The sequence below is a fragment of the Turicibacter faecis genome, assembly GCF_037076425.1.
Taxonomy (GTDB): domain Bacteria; phylum Bacillota_I; class Bacilli_A; order MOL361; family Turicibacteraceae; genus Turicibacter; species Turicibacter faecis.
This window is the reverse complement of record NZ_AP028127.1, coordinates 566,021-585,076: the sequence shown is the minus strand read 5'-3', so window position 1 is coordinate 585,076 and position 19,056 is coordinate 566,021. Positions and strand designations below refer to the sequence as shown.

Here is a 19,056-nt window from a genome sequence, read left to right as displayed (position 1 = left end):
AAAGATAGCCAATGGCTATCTTCTTTTTGTTATTTTAAACCTAATGATTTTAAAGCTTCATCGACTGCAGCTTGTGGTTCCATTCCATTTAATACAACATTTTCAACCGCAACACCTGCTGCTGTACGTACATTGTATGAACTGAAATCAGGGTTTACAAACACTACATCGTAGAAATAGTAATCTGATTGTTTTGGTCCAGCTTCTTTTGTCATATCTCCAGACTCAATAATATAGTTTTGATACTCTTCAGAGTCAACAACTGTTTGACGAATTGGTAAGTATCCTGTATTCATTGTCCAGTAAAGGTTTGCATCATGTGTTCCTAAGAATTTAGCGAACTCATAAGCTGCATAAACTTGCTCATCAGTTGTTGATCCTTGTTTCATCACAACAACGTTTGTCCCTTGTTGAATAACCGCTTTTGTATCTTCACTCTTTTGAGGGATTGGTGCTGCTGACCATTCAAACGCATTTGTTTCTTTTAATCCATTAATAACATGTGCTGCTCCTGATGTTGATCCAACAAACATTTGTACTAAACCACTTGTAAATGGTCCTGACATAGATTTATCTTCACCTGGTAAACGCCAGTATCCAGCATCTGTATTCTTTTGAATCATTTCTAACATTTCAACTGCTGCATCTGATTCCCCAAATAACACTTCACCTTTAGTATTTGTATATTCTCCACCAAATTGTTTAACTAAAGTAAGGAATGCATTCTCCGCTGAATCGAATCCAAATGCAGGATTTCCTGTTAATTCAGTAATTTTTTTAGATACTTCTTCTAATTCTTCCCAAGTTGTTGGAACTTCTAAATTATTTTCTTCGAAGAATGTTTTGTTATAGTATAAAACTTCTGTCGATTTGTTAAATGGTAATGAATAGAATTTTCCACCTTCATATTGACTATTTTCATCGCGATAAGCTTTTGCAATATCATCAAAGTTTTCAATTCCTACTTCTTTATCGAAAATATAATCGTCTAATTCAACAACTGCTCCTGATTGTAAATACTCAGCAACCCAGTCTGGATAAGCTTGAGCAATTGCAGGTGCTGATTTAGCGCGAATTGCTGCCGTAATTTTTGATTTTAAATCTGGATAAGACCCTTGATAAACAGGTTTAACTGTAATTCCTTTTTCTTTCCCAACTGTTGCGTTAAATTCCTCAACTAAATGATTAACCGCTGTTTCGTTTGGTCCTGACATCGCATGCCAAAACTCAATTTCTACTGGGTTTTCAATTGTTTTTACAATGTTGCTCTCTTCTTTTTTACCTTCTTCTTTTTGGTCTTGTGAACAAGCAACCATCGAAGATAATCCAAATAATACAGCAAATGATGCTAATAATTTTTTCACTTTCTTCGTCCTCCCATTCAATATGGCCATTGAATTTTTTGAAAAAGACTTACCTCCCAACAGGTAAGGGTCGTTCTTTTTACTTTACGAGAGGATTATATACAATTTTTTCACTTTATGCAATATTTTTCAAATATTTCACAAAAAGAACACAAAAATGACATTTTTCAGAAACAATTAAACCCTTTTCATTTCATAGTCTGCCTTAAACCTTGCTTACACGTCGAATTAACTTTTCATAAATGGGAAGCATATGTTCTTCTCTCACATAATGTTTGATCTCATCAACAGGAATCCATCCTACCTGACTATTTTCATCTTCTTTAATTCGTAACTCATCTGTTTCACTAGCAATTAAAACATATGAAACATTTAAATGCTGATGAGCACTTACATATTCTCCACGTTTCATGTGCCCAATAACCGGTAAAATTTCAATTGACATGATGTCATCAGTTAACGGAGTCAAGTGTTTAACCCCCGTCTCCTCTCTCGCTTCTTTTAAGGCAACGGCCAATAAATCCGCTTGCCCATCTGCGTGCCCTCCAGTCCATGCCCAACTATTATAAATATGATGATAGACCATCAATACTTTATCTCTCGCCTCATTCAACACAAACCCTGAACTTGTAAAATGGGCAAATTCATTTTCTCGTGTCAGTAATTGAGACCCAAATAAATTCAAGTAATCGAGCATTACCTTTTTATCTTGCATCTCCTGTTTATTTTGAGGCACGTATCCTTCAATTTTTTCCTTTAACATTCAAATCAACTCCTTAATCGAATTGTCATAAAATCATCGAGTCCTATTTCAACCCTCTTAATGACAAGTTCTCCTTTGACAAACACTAACAGATTAAGTTCATCCAGTAACTCATCAAACTCGCTCATAACCTTTTCCCCTCTTCTTTTATAACCCACAAGTTTTAAAAGGGTGCGTAATTTTAGTTTGACATACTCCGCTTCGGTATACAGGAGTTTTAATTTAATCACCTTTAAATAATGCGCCATATCTTGAATAGGATTTACTCCCCCCATTAAACATTCGCCGTGTGATCTTAACTGTTGAAGTTCCCGCTCTAATTGTGAATCTAGCCTTATTAAACAATGATCGATGGCTATTTCAAATGTCGCCAACGATGTCTTCACCGCCAAATCGTGGTGAATTTGCTTAATCAGATGGCGTTCTTTTACATAGGGTAACTCAACATCTGACAAAAAAGCAGCAATATCATAAGGATTCATCTCTGTTTATTTTCCTCCTCTTTTAAACATCTTCTTAATTCAATATTCAATTGTTGGACAAAGAACAGTTTTTTGTGAAAGTAAATAGAGAATAGTTGCTCTGGGTCATTCCAAAGTGAATCAATGTAGGCCCGTTGCTGTGCTCTCGTCATATTCTTCTCAATAATTTGGCAGGCAACCTGTGACAAGTCAAGACTCTTCCTTTCCATCTCATCAAGTGGAATAAATGGAGGCGCCTCTCGATAGCGACTGAAATAACGTAACAACGCTTGAATGTCACGTTCATCATAGGATGGAATCATTTCTCCTAAAAAGCAACGACGTGCACAAATCTCTGTTAATTTATTTAAGAGTTGAATAGAGGTAATCTCTTCATGAACGTGATGATAGTCAAAAAACGTCGGTAATTGGGCAATTAAATGATCGTAACGTCGCTTTGTACTATCGTAAACTAAAATTTGATGACTTCGCTCAATTCCCCGATCCACTAGAGTAAATGCATACATTCCCAAAGGAACACGCTTAATAAAGGGGATTGATTCAAGTGCCTTTGTATCAATACTAGAGTCTAGCAAATGGATATACTCCTCCAATTTGGCAAAAGAAATTTTCTCATACATTTTCTGAGTTTCTTCTTTTTCATCGCCCATTTCTTCAACTATTTCCTCTCGATCCTGTAGTAAGGTCTTAGCATTAACCCACTTCACCTGGTCCTGCCAATCATCAATAAAACTAACAATATAGGCTTGATGCGTTCCCCCCGCCTTCACACCTCGTAATGCTCGGCCAATCATTTGCGTCATTAAAGCAGCAGATGTGGTCGGGCGGGTTAAAAAGACCGAACGAGTCATCGGCAAATCTATTCCCTCCGTCAAAATATTAACATTTATTAAAACATCAATTTTTCCTAACTGATAATCTAATATAATAGATTCATTCTCCATCACCAATTGCTTCATTTCCAAAATATCATCCGTTTCCCGGGAAATGATTACACCACAACGAATCTTTGCCTTTTCAAATAACGATTTTAGAACAAGGGCATGAAGTCGGTTAATAGCAAAAACAATAGTAGGACCATATTTTTCTTTATCATACTGCCTAACAATCGCTGCGTTTCTTAACTTATGATTAGCCATCTTTTCCGCAATTTCAATGGGAAAATCGTCTACCATGAGTTGCTTTTTCTCCTGATCCGTCAAAGTTAAAACTAATTCTGTTTGGCATTCCTCAAAATACGGCATTGATAAAATCCCACGTTTTATTAAATCAATTAAATCAACCTTATAGGCGATATCATCCGGAAAAACATCACTCAAATAACGCGTATCCGTTCGAAAAGGAGTAGCCGTTAATCCTAATAATTTAACGGATGCCACTCGATTTTGAATATGTTGTAAAATCTTTTCATACGTCGGAGCACTCGCATGATGCGCCTCATCAATAATGACGTAAATCTCCGTTTCCTTTTTTAACCATTTATTCAAAAATTTTAACCGTTTACATAAACTATCTTTACTCACAATGAGCAAATCATCACCTGGCTGAACCTCCTGCATCGATTGATGTGCCCCCGAAATTATTCGATAGGTAAATCCTGATCGTTGGGTCATCACATCAGAAAAAGCATTGTCTTCAAATGTTTTTGCAGCTTGCTCTAATAACATTTGTCGATGCGCCAACCATAATACCTTTTTATTATTGTTAAGCGCCCCCTTTAATAACCACCAACATGCCGTTAATGTTTTTCCACCCCCCGTTGGGATAACGAGTACAGATTTAAAACTCGAATGCTTATCCATCTCCCCCAAAACCTCTAAAGCCTCCGACTGATGCTCATAAGGATGTCTGTGAGCCGACATCTTTTTTACGCGAATCTCTCCCGCCTCACGCATCTTTTCACTCCCCTTTCCTTAGATAATAGCCTCATTTTATATTTTTTGATAAAAACCACCACTTATTTTTATAAAATAAAAGATCTCGGTTGCAACTTCAACCGGATGCCCCTACAATTAAATTATTAAATTCAAATGGGGGTATCACTCGTGACTGAAAAAGACTATGAACATTTATTAAATATTGAAACACAAGGGACAGATAAATATCATACCTCACATCTATACCATCGATACGAACCGACACCTTATGAGGTTCTAAACTTTCTATTTGAAAACTATACCTTAAATCAAAACGACCATGTGGTTGATTATGGTTGCGGAAAAGGGCGTCTCAACTTTTATATTCATCATTTCTTTCAAATCCCCGTCACCGGGATAGAAATGAATGAACAATTTTATGAAGTAGCCCTTCTTAACAAAAAAAACTATTTTAAAAAGCATCCCTTTGCACAAAATGATATCACCTTTTATTGTGGACTCGGTGAAACCTACCCCATTCGTTCAAATGAAAATAAGTTTTACTTCTTTAATCCATTTTCAATTCAAATATTTAGAAAAATTATTGAAAAAATTTTAATCTCTCTCGAGGAGTGTTACCGTGAAGTTGAACTCATTCTTTACTATCCCTCTGATGACTATCAATATTTTCTTGATCAGCGAACTCCTTTCCATTTAAAAAAAGAAATCACACTTCCAAACTACCATAAGGATCATAGGGAGCGTTTTTTAATTTATGGTCTTGGAATCTAGCTTAAAATAATACCTAATAATATCGCAAATTGTGACATAATTAAAGACCAATTCTAATTTTTTCATCCAAAAAAAAAGTATTTTGTTTTATTCTGTAATTTAGGATATACTATACATAGGATATCCCCTCCATTAAACCGTGAGGGAACAATTAAAATCAGAGAAAGGGAGATGACTTATGGCCTATTACAACCAAGATTACTATTCGACGAAGAAAAAACCGTCACCACTGTTTTATTTATCTCTTACAATTATTAGTGTTTTAATCATTGCCGGGGGATTTTTTTTAAATGCATCAAATCAGGAAAAAAAATTATCCTTTGAAAAACCTAAACTGGAACAGTTAGCCTTTGATTCATCAGCACCGCTTAAACGCTGGCGTAATCAAGAAGTAAAATTTGTATACCTTACATTCGATGACGGACCCTCTGCGAATGCTCCCAAAGTCATGGACATTCTAGATCAATATCAAGTAAAAGGAACATTTTTTGTCCTCGGAACTTCCCTCACTAATAATAATCAAGCACAAGCAGTATTGCAACGAATGAAAGATGACGGGCATTATATCGGAATGCATACCCTGTCTCACAACTACAACCACCTATATGGTGATAACGGACCTGCAAACTTTGTTGCTGAATTGAAAGAGGAACAAAATTTGATTGAAGAAATGACAGGTGGATTTAAAAGTGAACTTTGCCGCGCCCCTTATGGAACAGGTGGAGGAACCTTTACACCAGAACACATCAAAGCTTTAAATGAAGCTGGGTTCAAATGTTGGGATTGGGACGTTGATTCTTTAGACTGGAAATATAGCGATGCAAATCAAATTTTAGAAAAAATTGAAGCAGATATGCAATTAAAATCAGCCGCTACCAATCTAGTCGTTTTATTCCATGAGAAAAATTCAACACTTGAGGCATTGCCACGTGTCATTGAGTATTATCAAAACCTAGGATATGAATTCCTACCTTATAACCCAGAACAACATTTTAGTAGAAATTTCTTTAATAGCGAAGATATTTAGGAGGACCTTTTCATGAAAAAAGTAATATCAATTATATTGGCTATCGTGATTACAGGAATTGGCCTCACTATCGCCTTTTCATACCAAACACCTAAAACAAAAACCTATTCAACGCTTAGCGAAATAGATAAAAAGATTGAAAATGAAACAACGGTCAGTGATTTAACGATTGAAAAAAATGTAAGCCAATTATATGAGGCTGTCCAAGCTTTAATTACCTTAGGTGAAACTTATACTGAAGGAACAGAAACCGATCAAGCATTTGAAACCTTCAATCAGGCATACGACGAAACAAAAAAATTAGAGGTCCAATTAGCTGAATTTATTAAAACCGATGTCACATCTAAACTTGAAAAAACAACTTCCGCTTTAACAGAAGACCAAAAGAAAGTAGCGACGGAGGCCATTGATGCTGAAAAAAAACGTCTAGATACATTAAAAACCTTTAATCAACAACTTAGCGCACTCAACAAAAACTTAAAAGGTTTAAAGGAAAATTTTGATCAAGATAAACCAAGTACAGCGATTCAATACTTTAATAGTGTAACAACATCATTTAATCAGGTGAAAGACAGTTATAATGATTATGTTGAGGCAACAAATCATTACTATCAGCTAAAAGAAAAGTTATACGAAGTATTAAAAACCGCATAATTTGTTTAATCTGTACCCTTTGTCAAGGACAAAGAAAAAAACCTAAGCAACTTGAAGCTGATTTCTGTATCCTACAGGAGTCAGCTTTTTTAAATTCCATTGATATCTAAAGTTGTTATGATAATCTATATATTCTTCAATTTCAATGAGTAAATCATCAAATGTCAGTTGATTGGTTATATCTGCTTCATCTTTTAGATGCCCAAAAAATGATTCTTGTGGAGCGTTATCCCAACAATTCCCCTTCCTAGACATTGATTGTTGAATTCCTAATTCCTTTAATTGATTCGAAAATTGCGGACTCGTATAATGCACGCCCTGATCGGAGTGAATAATCGTTTCCTTCGTTAATTGGACAGTCGGATTTTCTTGAAGTTGGTTCAGTGTTTGGAGAACAAAATCTATCTTTAAATGCTCACTTAATTGAAAAGCTAAAACTTCATTTGTTGCACTATCTAAGATGGTCGAGAGATAGGCAGTCTGACCCTTTCCATATTTTAAATAAGTGATATCGGTTAATAGAACTTTATAAGGTTCTAATGGCCTAAATTGACGATTAACAAGATTTGGACAGACACGATGTGCTTGTGTCGCTTTAGCGAGTTTACGATAGGGATTGCTTCGACGAACTTGACTCAATAGTCCATACTTTTTCATGATTCGATGAATAGATTTTAGGTTAAAGATAATGTTGAATTCCCCTTTAAGAACCATCGCTACTTGGCGAATTCCCTTGTTTTTTCGTCCCTTAAAACAAATGGCCTTTTGAATAACTTCTAAACGATGTTGTTCCTCCTTTAATCGCTTTAAACGAGCTTCTTCAGCACATAACGAAAAATAACGATAATAACCTGATCTTGAAACACCAAGACTATCGCATAAATGAGAAATTAAAGATTTAAATTTAGTTGATGTCTGATTCACTACTTGATGAATCATTTGAAACTTTACTTCTTTAGAGACTATTCGAGCATTTTTCTCATGAGTCTCAACTTTTTTAATAATTCGTTCTCAATCTTTAAAACTTCTAATTCAGCCTGCGTGCGTAATAATTGTTCTTCTAGCGTTAACTCTCGTTTTAGGGACCTTCCAGAATTCTTAGTACGACTATCATCCAATCCTAATGGGCCCTGGGTTTTAAAGGCTTGTTTCCAACGTTTAGCTGCAGAATTCACACGCTGCATGCCAAGCACCGTAACATTAAATCCATAGTATTCGAATATCTCTCGCGGAAACTTTCCTTTCTCGCTCATCATAATAAAGTTCTCCTTAAATTCTTTCGTATAAGTAATCCCTTTTTCAGATACTGACTTAACATATTCGTTTTGTTTGAGTTGTTCAATCTCTTGTGGTGTAAATAACTTCTTGCTCATTTAAAATCCTCCTAAAATCTAATAGTTAATATTATAACAAAAAGGCCCTAGAAGGTAGACTTTTTTTATTTGTCTACTCTCTAGGGTACATTTTATCTTTTTTTGTGTGCTCGATAGATAATCGTCTAAAAAACTTATCATCTTTTACAGTCAGTCTTACAAATTAGAGTAAATTAATAAATCTTTTTTCATCGTTAATCTTTCAAGTTCATCTATATCACTCATTGAGGATCATAAAAGAGCCTAGCTAAACGCTATACCCTTTTACGAAAAGAAATAATAACTTTACAAAAATATATCACAATAACTACATGTAATAGAGCTGGCCATGCGTATCCTATTTTTCCTATTCCACCCATTCCTATTGTTAATATAATGCGCAATACTGAGTTAATTAACGTGAAAATTAATATTAAACAAATAATAACCTTTAATAAATTAGACATTTTCTCCCTCCTTATCAAATGATTAGGATGTTAGTCTTTATTTGTCTCAACTAAAAGCAGAATATTTATAGATCTACTGTGATCAAGAGGGGGATATTCTACAACCACTGCTATAGAAATCCTAATTTCTATACTGTTAGACTGACAAATAAATTTTTCATCGCATTTTAAAACGTTGCCTCTTACGGCATAACTTAATCTTATGTCCAACCGTTAAAAACATTCAACCCCTCCTATTTTCACCGCCTTATTTATCTATAACAATAAATTACCAAAAATTCCCTATATATGCAATGAATAACTAGCGATTTTATCACATAAGAACTTATTGAGGTCTTAATAATAAAAAAAATCTCACGCTAACGTGAGATTTTTTTTATTAAAATTTTAATTTTTCTAAATGCCAAATTTGGTCTGCATATTCTTGAATCGTACGGTCTGATGAGAATTTACCAGAACGTGCAATATTAATCATTGACATTTCAGTCCATTTCTTGCGATTTTTATAAGCTTGATTAGCAGCCTCCTGCGCACGCACATAAGCATCAAAGTCTTTTAAGACAAAATACTCATCGCCATTATGTGTCACGGCATTAAAGATATCGCGGAATTCTTCTTTATCTGGTGTTAAGAATCCATTAACTAATTGATCTAATACACGACGAATACGAACATCTGTATGGTAAAGATTCCATGGGTTATATCCACCATTTTGTTGGTAATCATTAACTTCATCCGCATTTAATCCAAAGATAAAGCTATTTTCATCTCCAACTAGCTCATGAATTTCAACATTCGCTCCATCTAATGTTCCAATGGTCATAGCCCCATTCATCATAAACTTCATGTTTCCTGTTCCTGATGCCTCTTTTGATGCCGTAGAAATTTGTTCTGATAAATCAGCAGCTGGCATAATTAACTCAGCATACGTGACATTGTAATTTTCTACGAAAACAACTTTTAATAAGTTAGACGTTTCTGGATCATTATTAACTTTTTGAGCAATCGAGTTAATAAGTTTAATAACCTTCTTAGCAAAATAGTAACCTGATGCTGCCTTTGCTCCGAAGATGAATGATTGAGGATGGAAGTTCGCTCTAAATTGTTCATCCTCTTTTAATCGATTGTATAAATACATAATATGCATTGCGTTTAACAACTGGCGTTTATACGCATGAAGACGCTTAACTTGAATATCAAAAATCGAGTTTGGATCTAACTTCACACCTTGCTCACGTTCAATACGATTTGCTAACGCTTGTTTACGAGCATATTTCATATTCATAATTTCTTTTTGAACTCGCTCATCATGTAATTTATCCTCTAATTTCGCTAATTCAAACGTATTCGTATGATACCCTGTTCCGATTTCTTTATCTAATAACTTTGTTAATTCTGGATTACAATGTAATAACCAACGACGATGCGTGATTCCGTTTGTTTTATTATTAAAACGATCCGGATACATTTGATAGAAATCTTTCATCTCAATATGAGTTAAGATATCTGTATGTAACTGTGCAACCCCATTAATGCTAAATGACCCGACAATTGCTAAATGAGCCATACGCACTTGATTATATCCAATAATAGCTAATTCAGCTACTTTCTCTGGTTGATTTGGATATAACTCTAATAATTTTAAACAGTAACGACGGTTAATTTCCTCCGTAATCATATAAATACGTGGTAATAATGGTTGGAATAAATCAACCGGCCATTTTTCAAGTGCTTCCGCTAAAATTGTATGGTTCGTGTAAGCACATGAATGTTGAGTAATTTCCCAAGCTTGATCCCAACCGTACCCCTCTTCATCAATTAAAATACGCATTAATTCTGGAACGATTAAGGCTGGATGCGTATCGTTAATATGTAACACATTTTTTTCATGGAAATTATTCAATGTTCCGTAAACTTCTTTATGTTGACGTACAGCCCATCTTACACCGGCTGCTACAAAGAAGTATTGTTGTTTTAAACGTAAGATTTTTCCTTCTATTGTTGAATCATCTGGATATAAGAATTCTGAAATATTACGTACATCTTTTTCATATTCAACAGCTGAAATATGATCAGGATACTTATTTTCTGTCGGTTCCGATGACCATAAACGTAATGTATTAACCGTTTTATTATTATTCGCTACGTCCCCTACAACAGGTACATCATAAGGCACAGCTCTTACATACTCAGCTGGTACATGTTTATAGACTTCTTTCCCATCAACATTCTCTATTTGAACGTGTCCGTAGAACGGAATTTCAACCGATTCATTTGACTTACGAACTTCCCATACGTAACCACGTTGTAACCATTTATCTGGAATTTCTACTTGATAACCATCGATAATCTTTTGCTCAAAGAATCCATAACGATAACGTAATCCATTACCGTGCCCTGGTAATCCTAAAGATGCAATAGAGTCCATAAAACATGCTGCTAGACGACCTAATCCCCCATTACCAAGACCCGCATCTGCCTCAATGCGCTCTAATTCATTTAAGTCAATTGCTAACTCATTCATTGCTTCTTCAATAACCGGACGGATTCCCAAGTTCATGATGTTATTTGTTAATAAACGTCCCATCAAAAACTCCATTGAGAAATAGTAGACTTGTTTATGCTTCCCCTCAACAATCGCCTCGTTTGTCTCAATCCAATTTGATGAGATATACTCACGAACAAGTGTCCCTAGTGTGAAATATCTTTGGTGCGGTGTACTTTCTTCAAATTTAACGCCGTAAATTTGTTCCACTCGCGTCTGAAACGTATCCTTAAATACGTCTTTATTCGCAAATACATTAGCCATGAGAATAAATCTCCCTTCCATGTATGCAACACCCCTCCGATGTTACATATCTTTCCATTTCATAATCTTATTATATCAGATAATTTAAAAGATGAAAGCTCTGTTTCAGATGTAACGCGTTCCTTTTAAAGCTAAAAAATGCTATATTTCTGCAAATTTCATCTCGTTTATTTCGCCAGAACCAAAATATTACAGAAATACCTCTCTCTTTCAATATCATGGTGCCATCAAAAAAATAACGCTCTTATCTTCATAAACCTGATCCCTATTAAAGGTGATGGAATCACCTCATAAAAAAAGGAGTCTAATCCGACTCCTACTCTTCATTAATTAAATTTCTATAAAGATTAATATATTTTTCCGTTGAATTTTTCCAACTTAAATCTTGACTCATGGCACTCTGAACTAATTTATCCCAATGTTCAGGCATATGATAAAAATTAATCGCACGCTTTAATGTAAACAACATATCATGCGCGTTATAGTGAGCAAAACCGAATCCATTTCCATGTTGAATAAATTCATTATATGGAATAATAGTATCCTTTAATCCCCCTGTTTCCCTTACAACCGGGATCGTTCCATATTTTAATGCTATCATTTGGCTAATCCCACACGGTTCAAAACGTGAAGGCATTAAGAAAAGGTCACTTCCTGCATAGATCATTTGAGAATTATATGAGTAAAATCCGATATTTACAGAAACCTTATTCGGGTACTTTTGGGCCATTGCCTTAAAGAAACTCGTATATTTGTAATCCCCATCGCCTAATAAAACGAATTGAACATTTTCATTCATGAGTTCTTCAAAGACCTTTAAAATAAGATCAAACCCCTTTTGTTCAACTAAACGCGAAACCATTCCAATGACCGGCACATTTGGATTCACTGGAAGTCCTAATTCACGTTGCATTTGACATTTATTCTCTTTCTTATTTTCAACGGTCTTCGGTGTATATCGTTTATAAATACTCAAATCCGTTGCCGGATTATTATAATTATAATTAATCCCATTTAAAATACCATGTAAATGATCTTTTCGTGCGACAATAAAGCGATCAAGCCCCTCCGCAAAATATGGATAACAAATTTCATTACAATAAGTTTCAGAAACGGTTGTCACCTCATCACTTGTTACAATAGCCGTTTTCATAAAGTTGACTTTTTCAAATAGCATCACTTCATTTGGTATCGAATCAAATTGCGAAATAATGGCTAAATCCGATACATCGCATATTCCTTGATAATGAATATTATGAATCGTAAACACTGTTTTTGTAAACATAAAGTGATTGCTTCTTTTTGCGAATACATTTTTCATGAAATATGGAACTAGACCCGTTAACCAGTCATGAGAATGAATAATATCGTATTTATGTCCGCTTTTTTCAATAAAATCTAAAGCGAGATAACAGTATAATTCATAACGTTGACAATCATCACGATAACCATATAATTTTTCACGTGTTAACTCCCCACATGAAATGAAATAATAATTAATTCCATCTTTCGTATAACGATAAACATCATAAGGAACATCCAATTTCCCTATCACAGCAACCGATCTTAATTCATGACTTAAATTTTCCTGGTATCGATCAGACAATGAGTTAAAAAGTGGTAAAATAACATCTACATTTAACCCCTGATTAATAAGTTCCTGTGTGAGTTCAAACGTTACATCAGCGAGTCCCCCCGTTTTATAGAATGGTACACATTCAGTTGAGATTTGAGCGACGCTAATTCCTTTATTACCAATCACTCGCTGTCCCTTTCCAATAACAATAGGGGTATACTCTTGACCACTCAGGCGAGCCCCGTCACTAATATAAACGTGCTTATCCGTAATGACCTGTTCAATAATACTATTTTCCCCAATAACCGTTCGAGGTAAAATAACCGAGTTTCTAACAATGGCCCCTCGTTTAATCGTTACATCCCGAAATAGCACACAGTTTTCAACCTTACCTTCAATTCGACACCCATTTGCAATCATTGAATTGGTGACATCGGCCTGTTTCGTATAAAACGTCGGTGATTCATCTTTTGTCTTCGTAAGAACGGGACGCTCAAGCAAGAAAATTTGAAACCCATACTCATAGTGTAGCATATCAAGATTTGCTCGATAGTACGACAAAATAGAATCAATGGTCCGCGTGTAAATACGATGCTCATAACGATTAATTTTAATCCCGTCATTCATTTCAACTAAATCAAGAACCGTTTGATAAGGGGAAATTTCATATTTTAAAATTAAATCAATTAAATATTCACGTGATAAAACAAAAATATTAACCGGTTTATTCCGATAATGAACCTGAGTCACATCTGATTTGGAATCGATATGTGACTGAACCAATTCTTCAAATGGAATGGTCGTAATAATATTGGCATGGTATAAAACCACATATTTTTGTCGGGAACGAAGGAAATATTCAATATATTCCCTCATTCGAGCAAAAGTGAGAGTATTTGCAATGGCACTTACCTCTTTTTTAGGAGGAAGCAAGAATAGCCCATCGACTTTACGATCAAGTCCCCAAAATTTTCCTGATCGGATGTGGTCACTTAATGAGTGATAGTCCCCATCCGGAAAAATTGATACATTTGTAATCCCAGAATGGACGGCATTCGATAGGGCGAAATCGACTAAACGATAACGTCCTGCAAAAGGTAGGGCAGCCACACAACGCTGATTTAGTAAGTTTTGAAGCGATTGGGAAGTATTCGTTCCATCAATCACACACAATGCCTTATTTTTCATGATCTTCTCCCCTCCCCTGATGCTCAAGAATTTCTTCTAAATTATCATTTGTCACCAAAACAATATTCGTTTCATCGCCATGAATCTCAGTATGAGCCGGAATCACAACGTCATCCCCGATAACAGCATAACTAATATGGCAATCATGTTCAATTTGAGCACTTGTTAAAATGACACTTTTTTCAACAATGGAACGCTCTTGAATAATGCAACGATGACCGATGATTGAATCATATACTTCACCGAAAACCATGCTTCCCTCATTAATCCAAGCATTTCGGACCTTCGCATCCTTTAAGATATGATGTGGCGGGAGGTTAGGTGTTTTTGAGAAAATAGGCCAACTATAATCATGAAGATTTAAATCATTATCGGAATCCAATAAATCCATGTGTGCTTTCCAATAACCTTCAACCGTTCCAACATCGCGCCAGTACCCTTTGTACTCATAAGCAAACACAGCTGAGTTCGTCTCGATAAAGTAAGGAATAACATCTTGAGCAAAGTCGACCCCCTCATAAAGATGTCTTTGATACTTATGAATAATATCATCTTTAAACTTCTTCCAACTAAAAACATAGACCCCCATCGATGCTAAACGACTTTCTGTTTTCTGAGGCTTTTCTTCAAACTCTATCACTCGATTTTCATGATTAACCTTCAGCATTCCAAATCTTTTAGTCTCTTCTTCGGGAACACGAATCGTTGAAATTGTCAATTGAGATCCCTTTTCAATATGATAGTCAATCAGCTTACGATAATCCATTTTATAAATATGATCTGCCGATAAAACTAATAAATAATCTGGGTTATATTGCTCAATAAACGGCATATTTAATATGACAGCCTCCGCTGTTCCCCCTTGCCATAAGAACCCATAATCACGAGACGTATAAGGACCCATTAATGTAACAGATGCCCCATGGACATCAAGATCCCATGAACTCCCCTCTCCAATATAACTATTTAATTCTAACGGTTCATATTGTGTTAATACCCCAACCTGATCAATTCCTGAATTTGTACAATTACTTAGGACAAAGTCTATTAGACGATACTTTCCTGCAAATGATACGGCAGGCTTAGGACGATGAATGGTTAGCTCTTTTAATCGGGTTCCTTTCCCCCCAGCTAATATCATAGCGACACTATTAACTGCCATTCTTTTCCCCTCCCCTTAGCAAAATACCTTCAAAACAACGAACAATTAAACTTCCATCTCTGCTTCCATTGTCTCAATTAATTCTTCTTCCTCTAAAACAACCTCTTCCATCTTTTTAGCACGATACTTTAAAATAACTGCCCCATATGGTGGAATTGTCATTTCAATAAAGTATGGTTTTCCATGACAGATTCCCTCAGATGCAACCAATGGTAATCCATTATATTGATTTGATCCATGATAATAATTACGATCACTATTTAAAACCTCTACATATTCTCCTTCTTTTGGAACACCAAGACGATAGTTATGGTAAGAAACTGGTTTGAAGTTTAGCACAACTACGACAAAATCCTCAGAATCTTTCGCACGGCGAATATAAGAGAACATACTTTGCTCATTATTATTAACGTCAATCCATTCAAATCCCTCAAATGAATGATCTAATTCCCAAAACGCTGCATCATTTAAATAGACTTTATTTAAATCTTTAATATATCGATTTGACGCATCATGAGCCGGATATGTTAATAAATGCCAGTCCACTTGCTCCTTATCTTTCCACTCATGGAATTGAGCAATTTCATTGGCCATAAAGTTCAACTTCTTACCTGGTAATGTCATTTGGTAAGTACATAACAAACGATATTGGGCCATTTTTTGCCAGTAATCTCCTGGAGCTTTATCAACTAATGATTTCTTCCCATGGACAACTTCATCATGCGAAAATGGTAAGACAAAGTTTTCACTATAGGCGTATGCCATTGCAAAAGTAATGTAGTTATGATGATATGGACGATAAATATTATCTAATTCAATATAGTCTAATGTATCGTTCATCCATCCCATATTCCATTTGTAACTAAATCCTAACCCGCCAACAGAAACTGGTGCAGTGACTAATGGATAGCTTGTTGAATCCTCAGCAATCATTAATACTTTATCATCCTCGGCAAAGATTTCAGTATTCATACGTTTTAAGAATTCAATGGCACCGTGATTTTCACCACGCTCCTTATTTCCACCCCAATAAATAATATTTGCCACGGCATCAACACGGAATCCATCGACATGGTAGTACTTCATCCAAAATAAAGCATTTGAAATTAAGAAACTACGTACTTCTCCTTTAGCTAAATCAAAGTTAGCTGTTCCCCATTCTGAAACGGCCGCATCATCAAATGGATATTCGTAAACTGCTTCCCCATCAAATTTATAAAGACCATGTGCATCACGGCAGAAATGTCCTGGAACCCAGTCCATAATAACACCAATTCCTGCTTCGTGGCATCGATTAATAAACATCATGAGATCCTTTGGTTCCCCGTAACGGCTACTCGCTGCGTAATATCCTGTTGCTTGGTATCCCCAAGACCCATCAAATGGATGTTCATAAAGTGGCATTAATTCGATATGCGTATAGCTATGATCTAAGACATATTGAATTAAATCATCCGCGATTTCAGCATAAGTATGAAAAGATTCTGTCTCTACTAGCTCTTCCCCACGACGCCAAGATCCTAGGTGTAATTCATAAATATTTAACGGTTGTTCAAAAATATTAGATTGTCGGCGTTTGTTAACCCACTTCTCATCTGTCCACTCAAATCCTTCAATATCATAAATCATTGAAGCCGTATTTGGACGATTTTCCGCATAAAAAGCGTAAGGATCGGCTTTAAGGATTTTTTCCCCCCATGATGTTGTAATTTCATATTTATATAAATGACCCTCTTGCAATTTTGGAATGTAAAGTGACCAGATTCCATTCTCTCCAATCATACCATGCAATTCTCCATTCCAATGATTAAAATCACCAACAACTGCCACGTGTTTAGCATGAGGCGCATAAACACAAAAGTATGTTCCTAAAATTCCTGATTCGTCACGAACAACATGTGCCCCAAACTTTTTATAAAGTTGCTTATGTGTCCCCTCGCTAAAAAAGTAGCGATCGATATCCGTAAATTCGCAATAAGGTTTCACCTTTTTTACTAAGCTACTTTTAATTTCATTTTTAAATGAGTTGCGATTTTCCTGTGCTAATTCAAATTCAAACATTAAACTTCCCCCTTAATAAACAGTAGCGCGACGCCTGTTCCTTTTAAATGATATTCCACATCTCAACTTCTAAAGAACGAGTGTCACCCGATATTCGAATTAATATGGTAAATCATTCATTCCTTTATTATAGCGTAGAATAGGGAATTGATTTGTCTAATTTTGAAGGATGCATCGTAGTTTTATACTTTTTAACAGGTTCCCCCGTCCCAGTAGATATCCCCTACTGATTGGCACAAGGCATCTCCCACTAACCAGAGCCTGACAATAAAAAAGATTATCCTCTAACGGATAACCCCTTTTATAAAACTATTTTTCAACGCTCTTTGCCATTAACACTAAGGCATCTCTACCAATTGTCCCCGGTTTAATTCCTAACTCCTCGCAAGCAACCGTTACTTTCGCAAGCGGAGCATCTAAAAGTTGTTGAATACTACGAACTCCTTCTGCACGCCCTGCAATAATTTTACGAGCTCTTAACTTTTCACTATTATTAAAGAAATCAATATCAAGAGCCGCACACATGATATAACCCACCGTTTCATGTGACACAATAAATAATGTAGTTTTAGGTAACGCTACCTCATAAGTTAAGAATTCATAACCTTCAATGTTAATTTTATTTATGTTTAGCACACTCATCACCTCCCTATAGCATATGCGCACAAAAAATCATTCATGATATCCTTTCCCTAAAATTTAACGAAATTAATAAACTTCTCACTCCAGGGGAGAATAGAATCTGATTCTTATCCCTACCTCTTTCCCTATTAAAACTCTTACACGTTCTGAATGAATAAACTAAAAAGTGGGATAAGACTCCGGTGATTGCACAAACTAAATACAAATATAAAAGGTAAGGAGTCCTGTTCATGAATGTAAAACAATTTATGACTGATGGTATTGAAGCAATTACCGCTCACGATACTGTTTTAAATGCCTCTCGAATGATGAAAAAAAATAATATTGGTTCCGTTCCTGTCATCGATGATGCTTCACAGGTCATCGGTATTATTACAGATCGTGATATTGTCATCCGGGCGTTCGCTGATATCCTCCCTATGAATACTAAAGTCGAAGAAATCATGACGCAACCCGTTTACACCATTAAAGAAGATGCAGAAGTCGGATGCGCCATCTCACTCATGGCCGATAAACAGGTGCGCCGCCTCCCCGTTACGGACGATGAGGGGAGATTAGTTGGAATGATTACCCTTGGTGATTTGGCCATCCACCAATTGACGGATGGGCGTGCTGAAATTGCACTAAAAGAAATATCTGAACCTTGTACAAACCCTAATTGCGACTTAGAGGTTGACGATTTTCCACTATAAAATGATTGATATTCAATCATTCCTCACTTTTCCACCCTATCATCTCACCCTTGATAAAGCCCCTTATAGTAGAATTAACCGTAAAAACGAAAGTATCTTACTTAACGATATTTTCGTTTTTATATTGGTGAAAAACACCCTTGTCATCCCGTCAAAAATTCCCCATTTC

The 19,056-nt window shown here is 35.6% G+C and carries 15 protein-coding genes; 4 read left to right on the top strand and 11 right to left on the bottom strand.

All coding sequences use genetic code 11. The features are described 5' to 3' along the window. Positions 1-29 precede the first annotated feature (29 nt). The 4 genes from AACH31_RS02810 to AACH31_RS02795 all read right to left on the bottom strand — a co-directional run bounded on the left by AACH31_RS02810 (position 30) and on the right by AACH31_RS02795 (position 4,504). A complete protein-coding gene (locus AACH31_RS02810; protein ID WP_262953885.1) occupies positions 30-1,364 on the bottom strand; it encodes an ABC transporter substrate-binding protein in 1,335 nt (444 codons plus the stop codon). Between the two features lie 205 nt (positions 1,365-1,569). Then, a complete protein-coding gene (locus tag AACH31_RS02805) occupies positions 1,570-2,127 on the bottom strand; it encodes an NUDIX hydrolase (protein WP_161831154.1) in 558 nt (185 codons plus the stop codon). 5 nt (positions 2,128-2,132) lie between these two features. Next, complete coding sequence (locus tag AACH31_RS02800) at positions 2,133-2,609, bottom strand: hypothetical protein (RefSeq protein WP_161831156.1); 477 nt, start codon at positions 2,607-2,609, stop codon at positions 2,133-2,135. Next, positions 2,606-4,504: a DEAD/DEAH box helicase gene (locus AACH31_RS02795; protein WP_161831158.1), complete on the bottom strand. Its 1,899-nt coding sequence runs from the start codon at positions 4,502-4,504 to the stop codon at positions 2,606-2,608. Before AACH31_RS02795 ends, AACH31_RS02800 begins: the two co-directional genes overlap by 4 nt. Positions 4,505-4,654: 150 nt before the next feature. Between AACH31_RS02795 and AACH31_RS02790 the strand changes: the two genes are divergently transcribed. From AACH31_RS02790 to AACH31_RS02780, 3 genes are all read left to right on the top strand, one after another. After that, on the top strand, positions 4,655-5,257 hold the full coding sequence (locus AACH31_RS02790) for a methyltransferase domain-containing protein (RefSeq protein ID WP_161831159.1): 603 nt from the start codon (positions 4,655-4,657) through the stop codon (positions 5,255-5,257). A gap of 178 nt (positions 5,258-5,435) precedes the next feature. After that, on the top strand, positions 5,436-6,284 hold the full coding sequence (locus tag AACH31_RS02785; RefSeq protein WP_338617855.1) for a polysaccharide deacetylase family protein: 849 nt from the start codon (positions 5,436-5,438) through the stop codon (positions 6,282-6,284). Positions 6,285-6,296: 12 nt separating this feature from the next. Next, positions 6,297-6,938 carry a hypothetical protein gene (locus tag AACH31_RS02780; protein WP_262950675.1) on the top strand — a complete coding sequence of 214 codons (642 nt, stop codon included), beginning with the start codon at positions 6,297-6,299 and terminating at the stop codon, positions 6,936-6,938. A 42-nt stretch (positions 6,939-6,980) separates the two neighbouring features. Here the strand turns inward: AACH31_RS02780 and AACH31_RS02775 are convergent. The 7 genes from AACH31_RS02775 to AACH31_RS02745 all read right to left on the bottom strand — a co-directional run bounded on the left by AACH31_RS02775 (position 6,981) and on the right by AACH31_RS02745 (position 18,195). Beyond that, positions 6,981-8,311 (bottom strand): IS3 family transposase gene (locus AACH31_RS02775; protein ID WP_411040339.1). Its coding sequence is split into 2 segments (ribosomal slippage): positions 6,981-7,907 and positions 7,910-8,311, totalling 1,329 coding nucleotides; the frame shifts between segments, so codons are not numbered across the junction. Positions 8,312-8,565: 254 nt separating this feature from the next. After that, complete coding sequence (locus tag AACH31_RS02770; RefSeq protein ID WP_262951114.1) at positions 8,566-8,757, bottom strand: hypothetical protein; 192 nt, start codon at positions 8,755-8,757, stop codon at positions 8,566-8,568. Positions 8,758-9,136: 379 nt separating this feature from the next. After that, entirely contained in the window at positions 9,137-11,566 is a 2,430-nt protein-coding gene (locus tag AACH31_RS02765) for a glycogen/starch/alpha-glucan phosphorylase (RefSeq protein ID WP_161831163.1), read from the bottom strand. A gap of 316 nt (positions 11,567-11,882) precedes the next feature. After that, entirely contained in the window at positions 11,883-14,330 is a 2,448-nt protein-coding gene (locus AACH31_RS02760; RefSeq protein WP_161831164.1) for a glycogen/starch synthase, read from the bottom strand. Continuing rightward, the gene (locus AACH31_RS02755) at positions 14,320-15,492 is read right to left on the bottom strand and encodes a glucose-1-phosphate adenylyltransferase (RefSeq protein WP_161831165.1); all 1,173 of its coding nucleotides are present in this window, start codon (positions 15,490-15,492) and stop codon (positions 14,320-14,322) included. The genes AACH31_RS02760 and AACH31_RS02755 overlap by 11 nt, the downstream gene beginning before the upstream one ends. Before the next feature lie 45 nt (positions 15,493-15,537). After that, positions 15,538-17,553, bottom strand: a complete 2,016-nt coding sequence (gene glgB, locus AACH31_RS02750; protein WP_161831166.1) for a 1,4-alpha-glucan branching protein GlgB — start codon at positions 17,551-17,553, stop codon at positions 15,538-15,540. Between the two features lie 309 nt (positions 17,554-17,862). Further along, complete coding sequence (locus AACH31_RS02745) at positions 17,863-18,195, bottom strand: YunC family protein (protein WP_202618701.1); 333 nt, start codon at positions 18,193-18,195, stop codon at positions 17,863-17,865. Positions 18,196-18,425: 230 nt separating this feature from the next. Between AACH31_RS02745 and AACH31_RS02740 the strand changes: the two genes are divergently transcribed. Beyond that, complete coding sequence (locus tag AACH31_RS02740; protein ID WP_338506122.1) at positions 18,426-18,887, top strand: CBS domain-containing protein; 462 nt, start codon at positions 18,426-18,428, stop codon at positions 18,885-18,887. Positions 18,888-19,056 lie beyond the last annotated feature (169 nt).

What these genes read in the sequence shown, in the direction of transcription:
- AACH31_RS02785 (WP_338617855.1), top strand. Translation starts at nt 5,436, where the DNA reads ATGGCCTATTACAACCAAGATTACTATTCGACGAAGAAAAAACCGTCA.
- AACH31_RS02740 (WP_338506122.1), top strand. Translation starts at nt 18,426, where the DNA reads ATGAATGTAAAACAATTTATGACTGATGGTATTGAAGCAATTACCGCT.
- AACH31_RS02745 (WP_202618701.1), bottom strand. Translation starts at nt 18,195, where the DNA reads ATGAGTGTGCTAAACATAAATAAAATTAACATTGAAGGTTATGAATTC.
- AACH31_RS02800 (WP_161831156.1), bottom strand. Translation starts at nt 2,609, where the DNA reads ATGAATCCTTATGATATTGCTGCTTTTTTGTCAGATGTTGAGTTACCC.
- glgB (WP_161831166.1), bottom strand. Translation starts at nt 17,553, where the DNA reads ATGTTTGAATTTGAATTAGCACAGGAAAATCGCAACTCATTTAAAAAT.
- AACH31_RS02795 (WP_161831158.1), bottom strand. Translation starts at nt 4,504, where the DNA reads ATGCGTGAGGCGGGAGAGATTCGCGTAAAAAAGATGTCGGCTCACAGA.
- AACH31_RS02755 (WP_161831165.1), bottom strand. Translation starts at nt 15,492, where the DNA reads ATGGCAGTTAATAGTGTCGCTATGATATTAGCTGGGGGGAAAGGAACC.
- AACH31_RS02765 (WP_161831163.1), bottom strand. Translation starts at nt 11,566, where the DNA reads ATGGCTAATGTATTTGCGAATAAAGACGTATTTAAGGATACGTTTCAG.
- AACH31_RS02770 (WP_262951114.1), bottom strand. Translation starts at nt 8,757, where the DNA reads ATGTCTAATTTATTAAAGGTTATTATTTGTTTAATATTAATTTTCACG.
- AACH31_RS02780 (WP_262950675.1), top strand. Translation starts at nt 6,297, where the DNA reads ATGAAAAAAGTAATATCAATTATATTGGCTATCGTGATTACAGGAATT.
- AACH31_RS02760 (WP_161831164.1), bottom strand. Translation starts at nt 14,330, where the DNA reads ATGAAAAATAAGGCATTGTGTGTGATTGATGGAACGAATACTTCCCAA.
- AACH31_RS02805 (WP_161831154.1), bottom strand. Translation starts at nt 2,127, where the DNA reads ATGTTAAAGGAAAAAATTGAAGGATACGTGCCTCAAAATAAACAGGAG.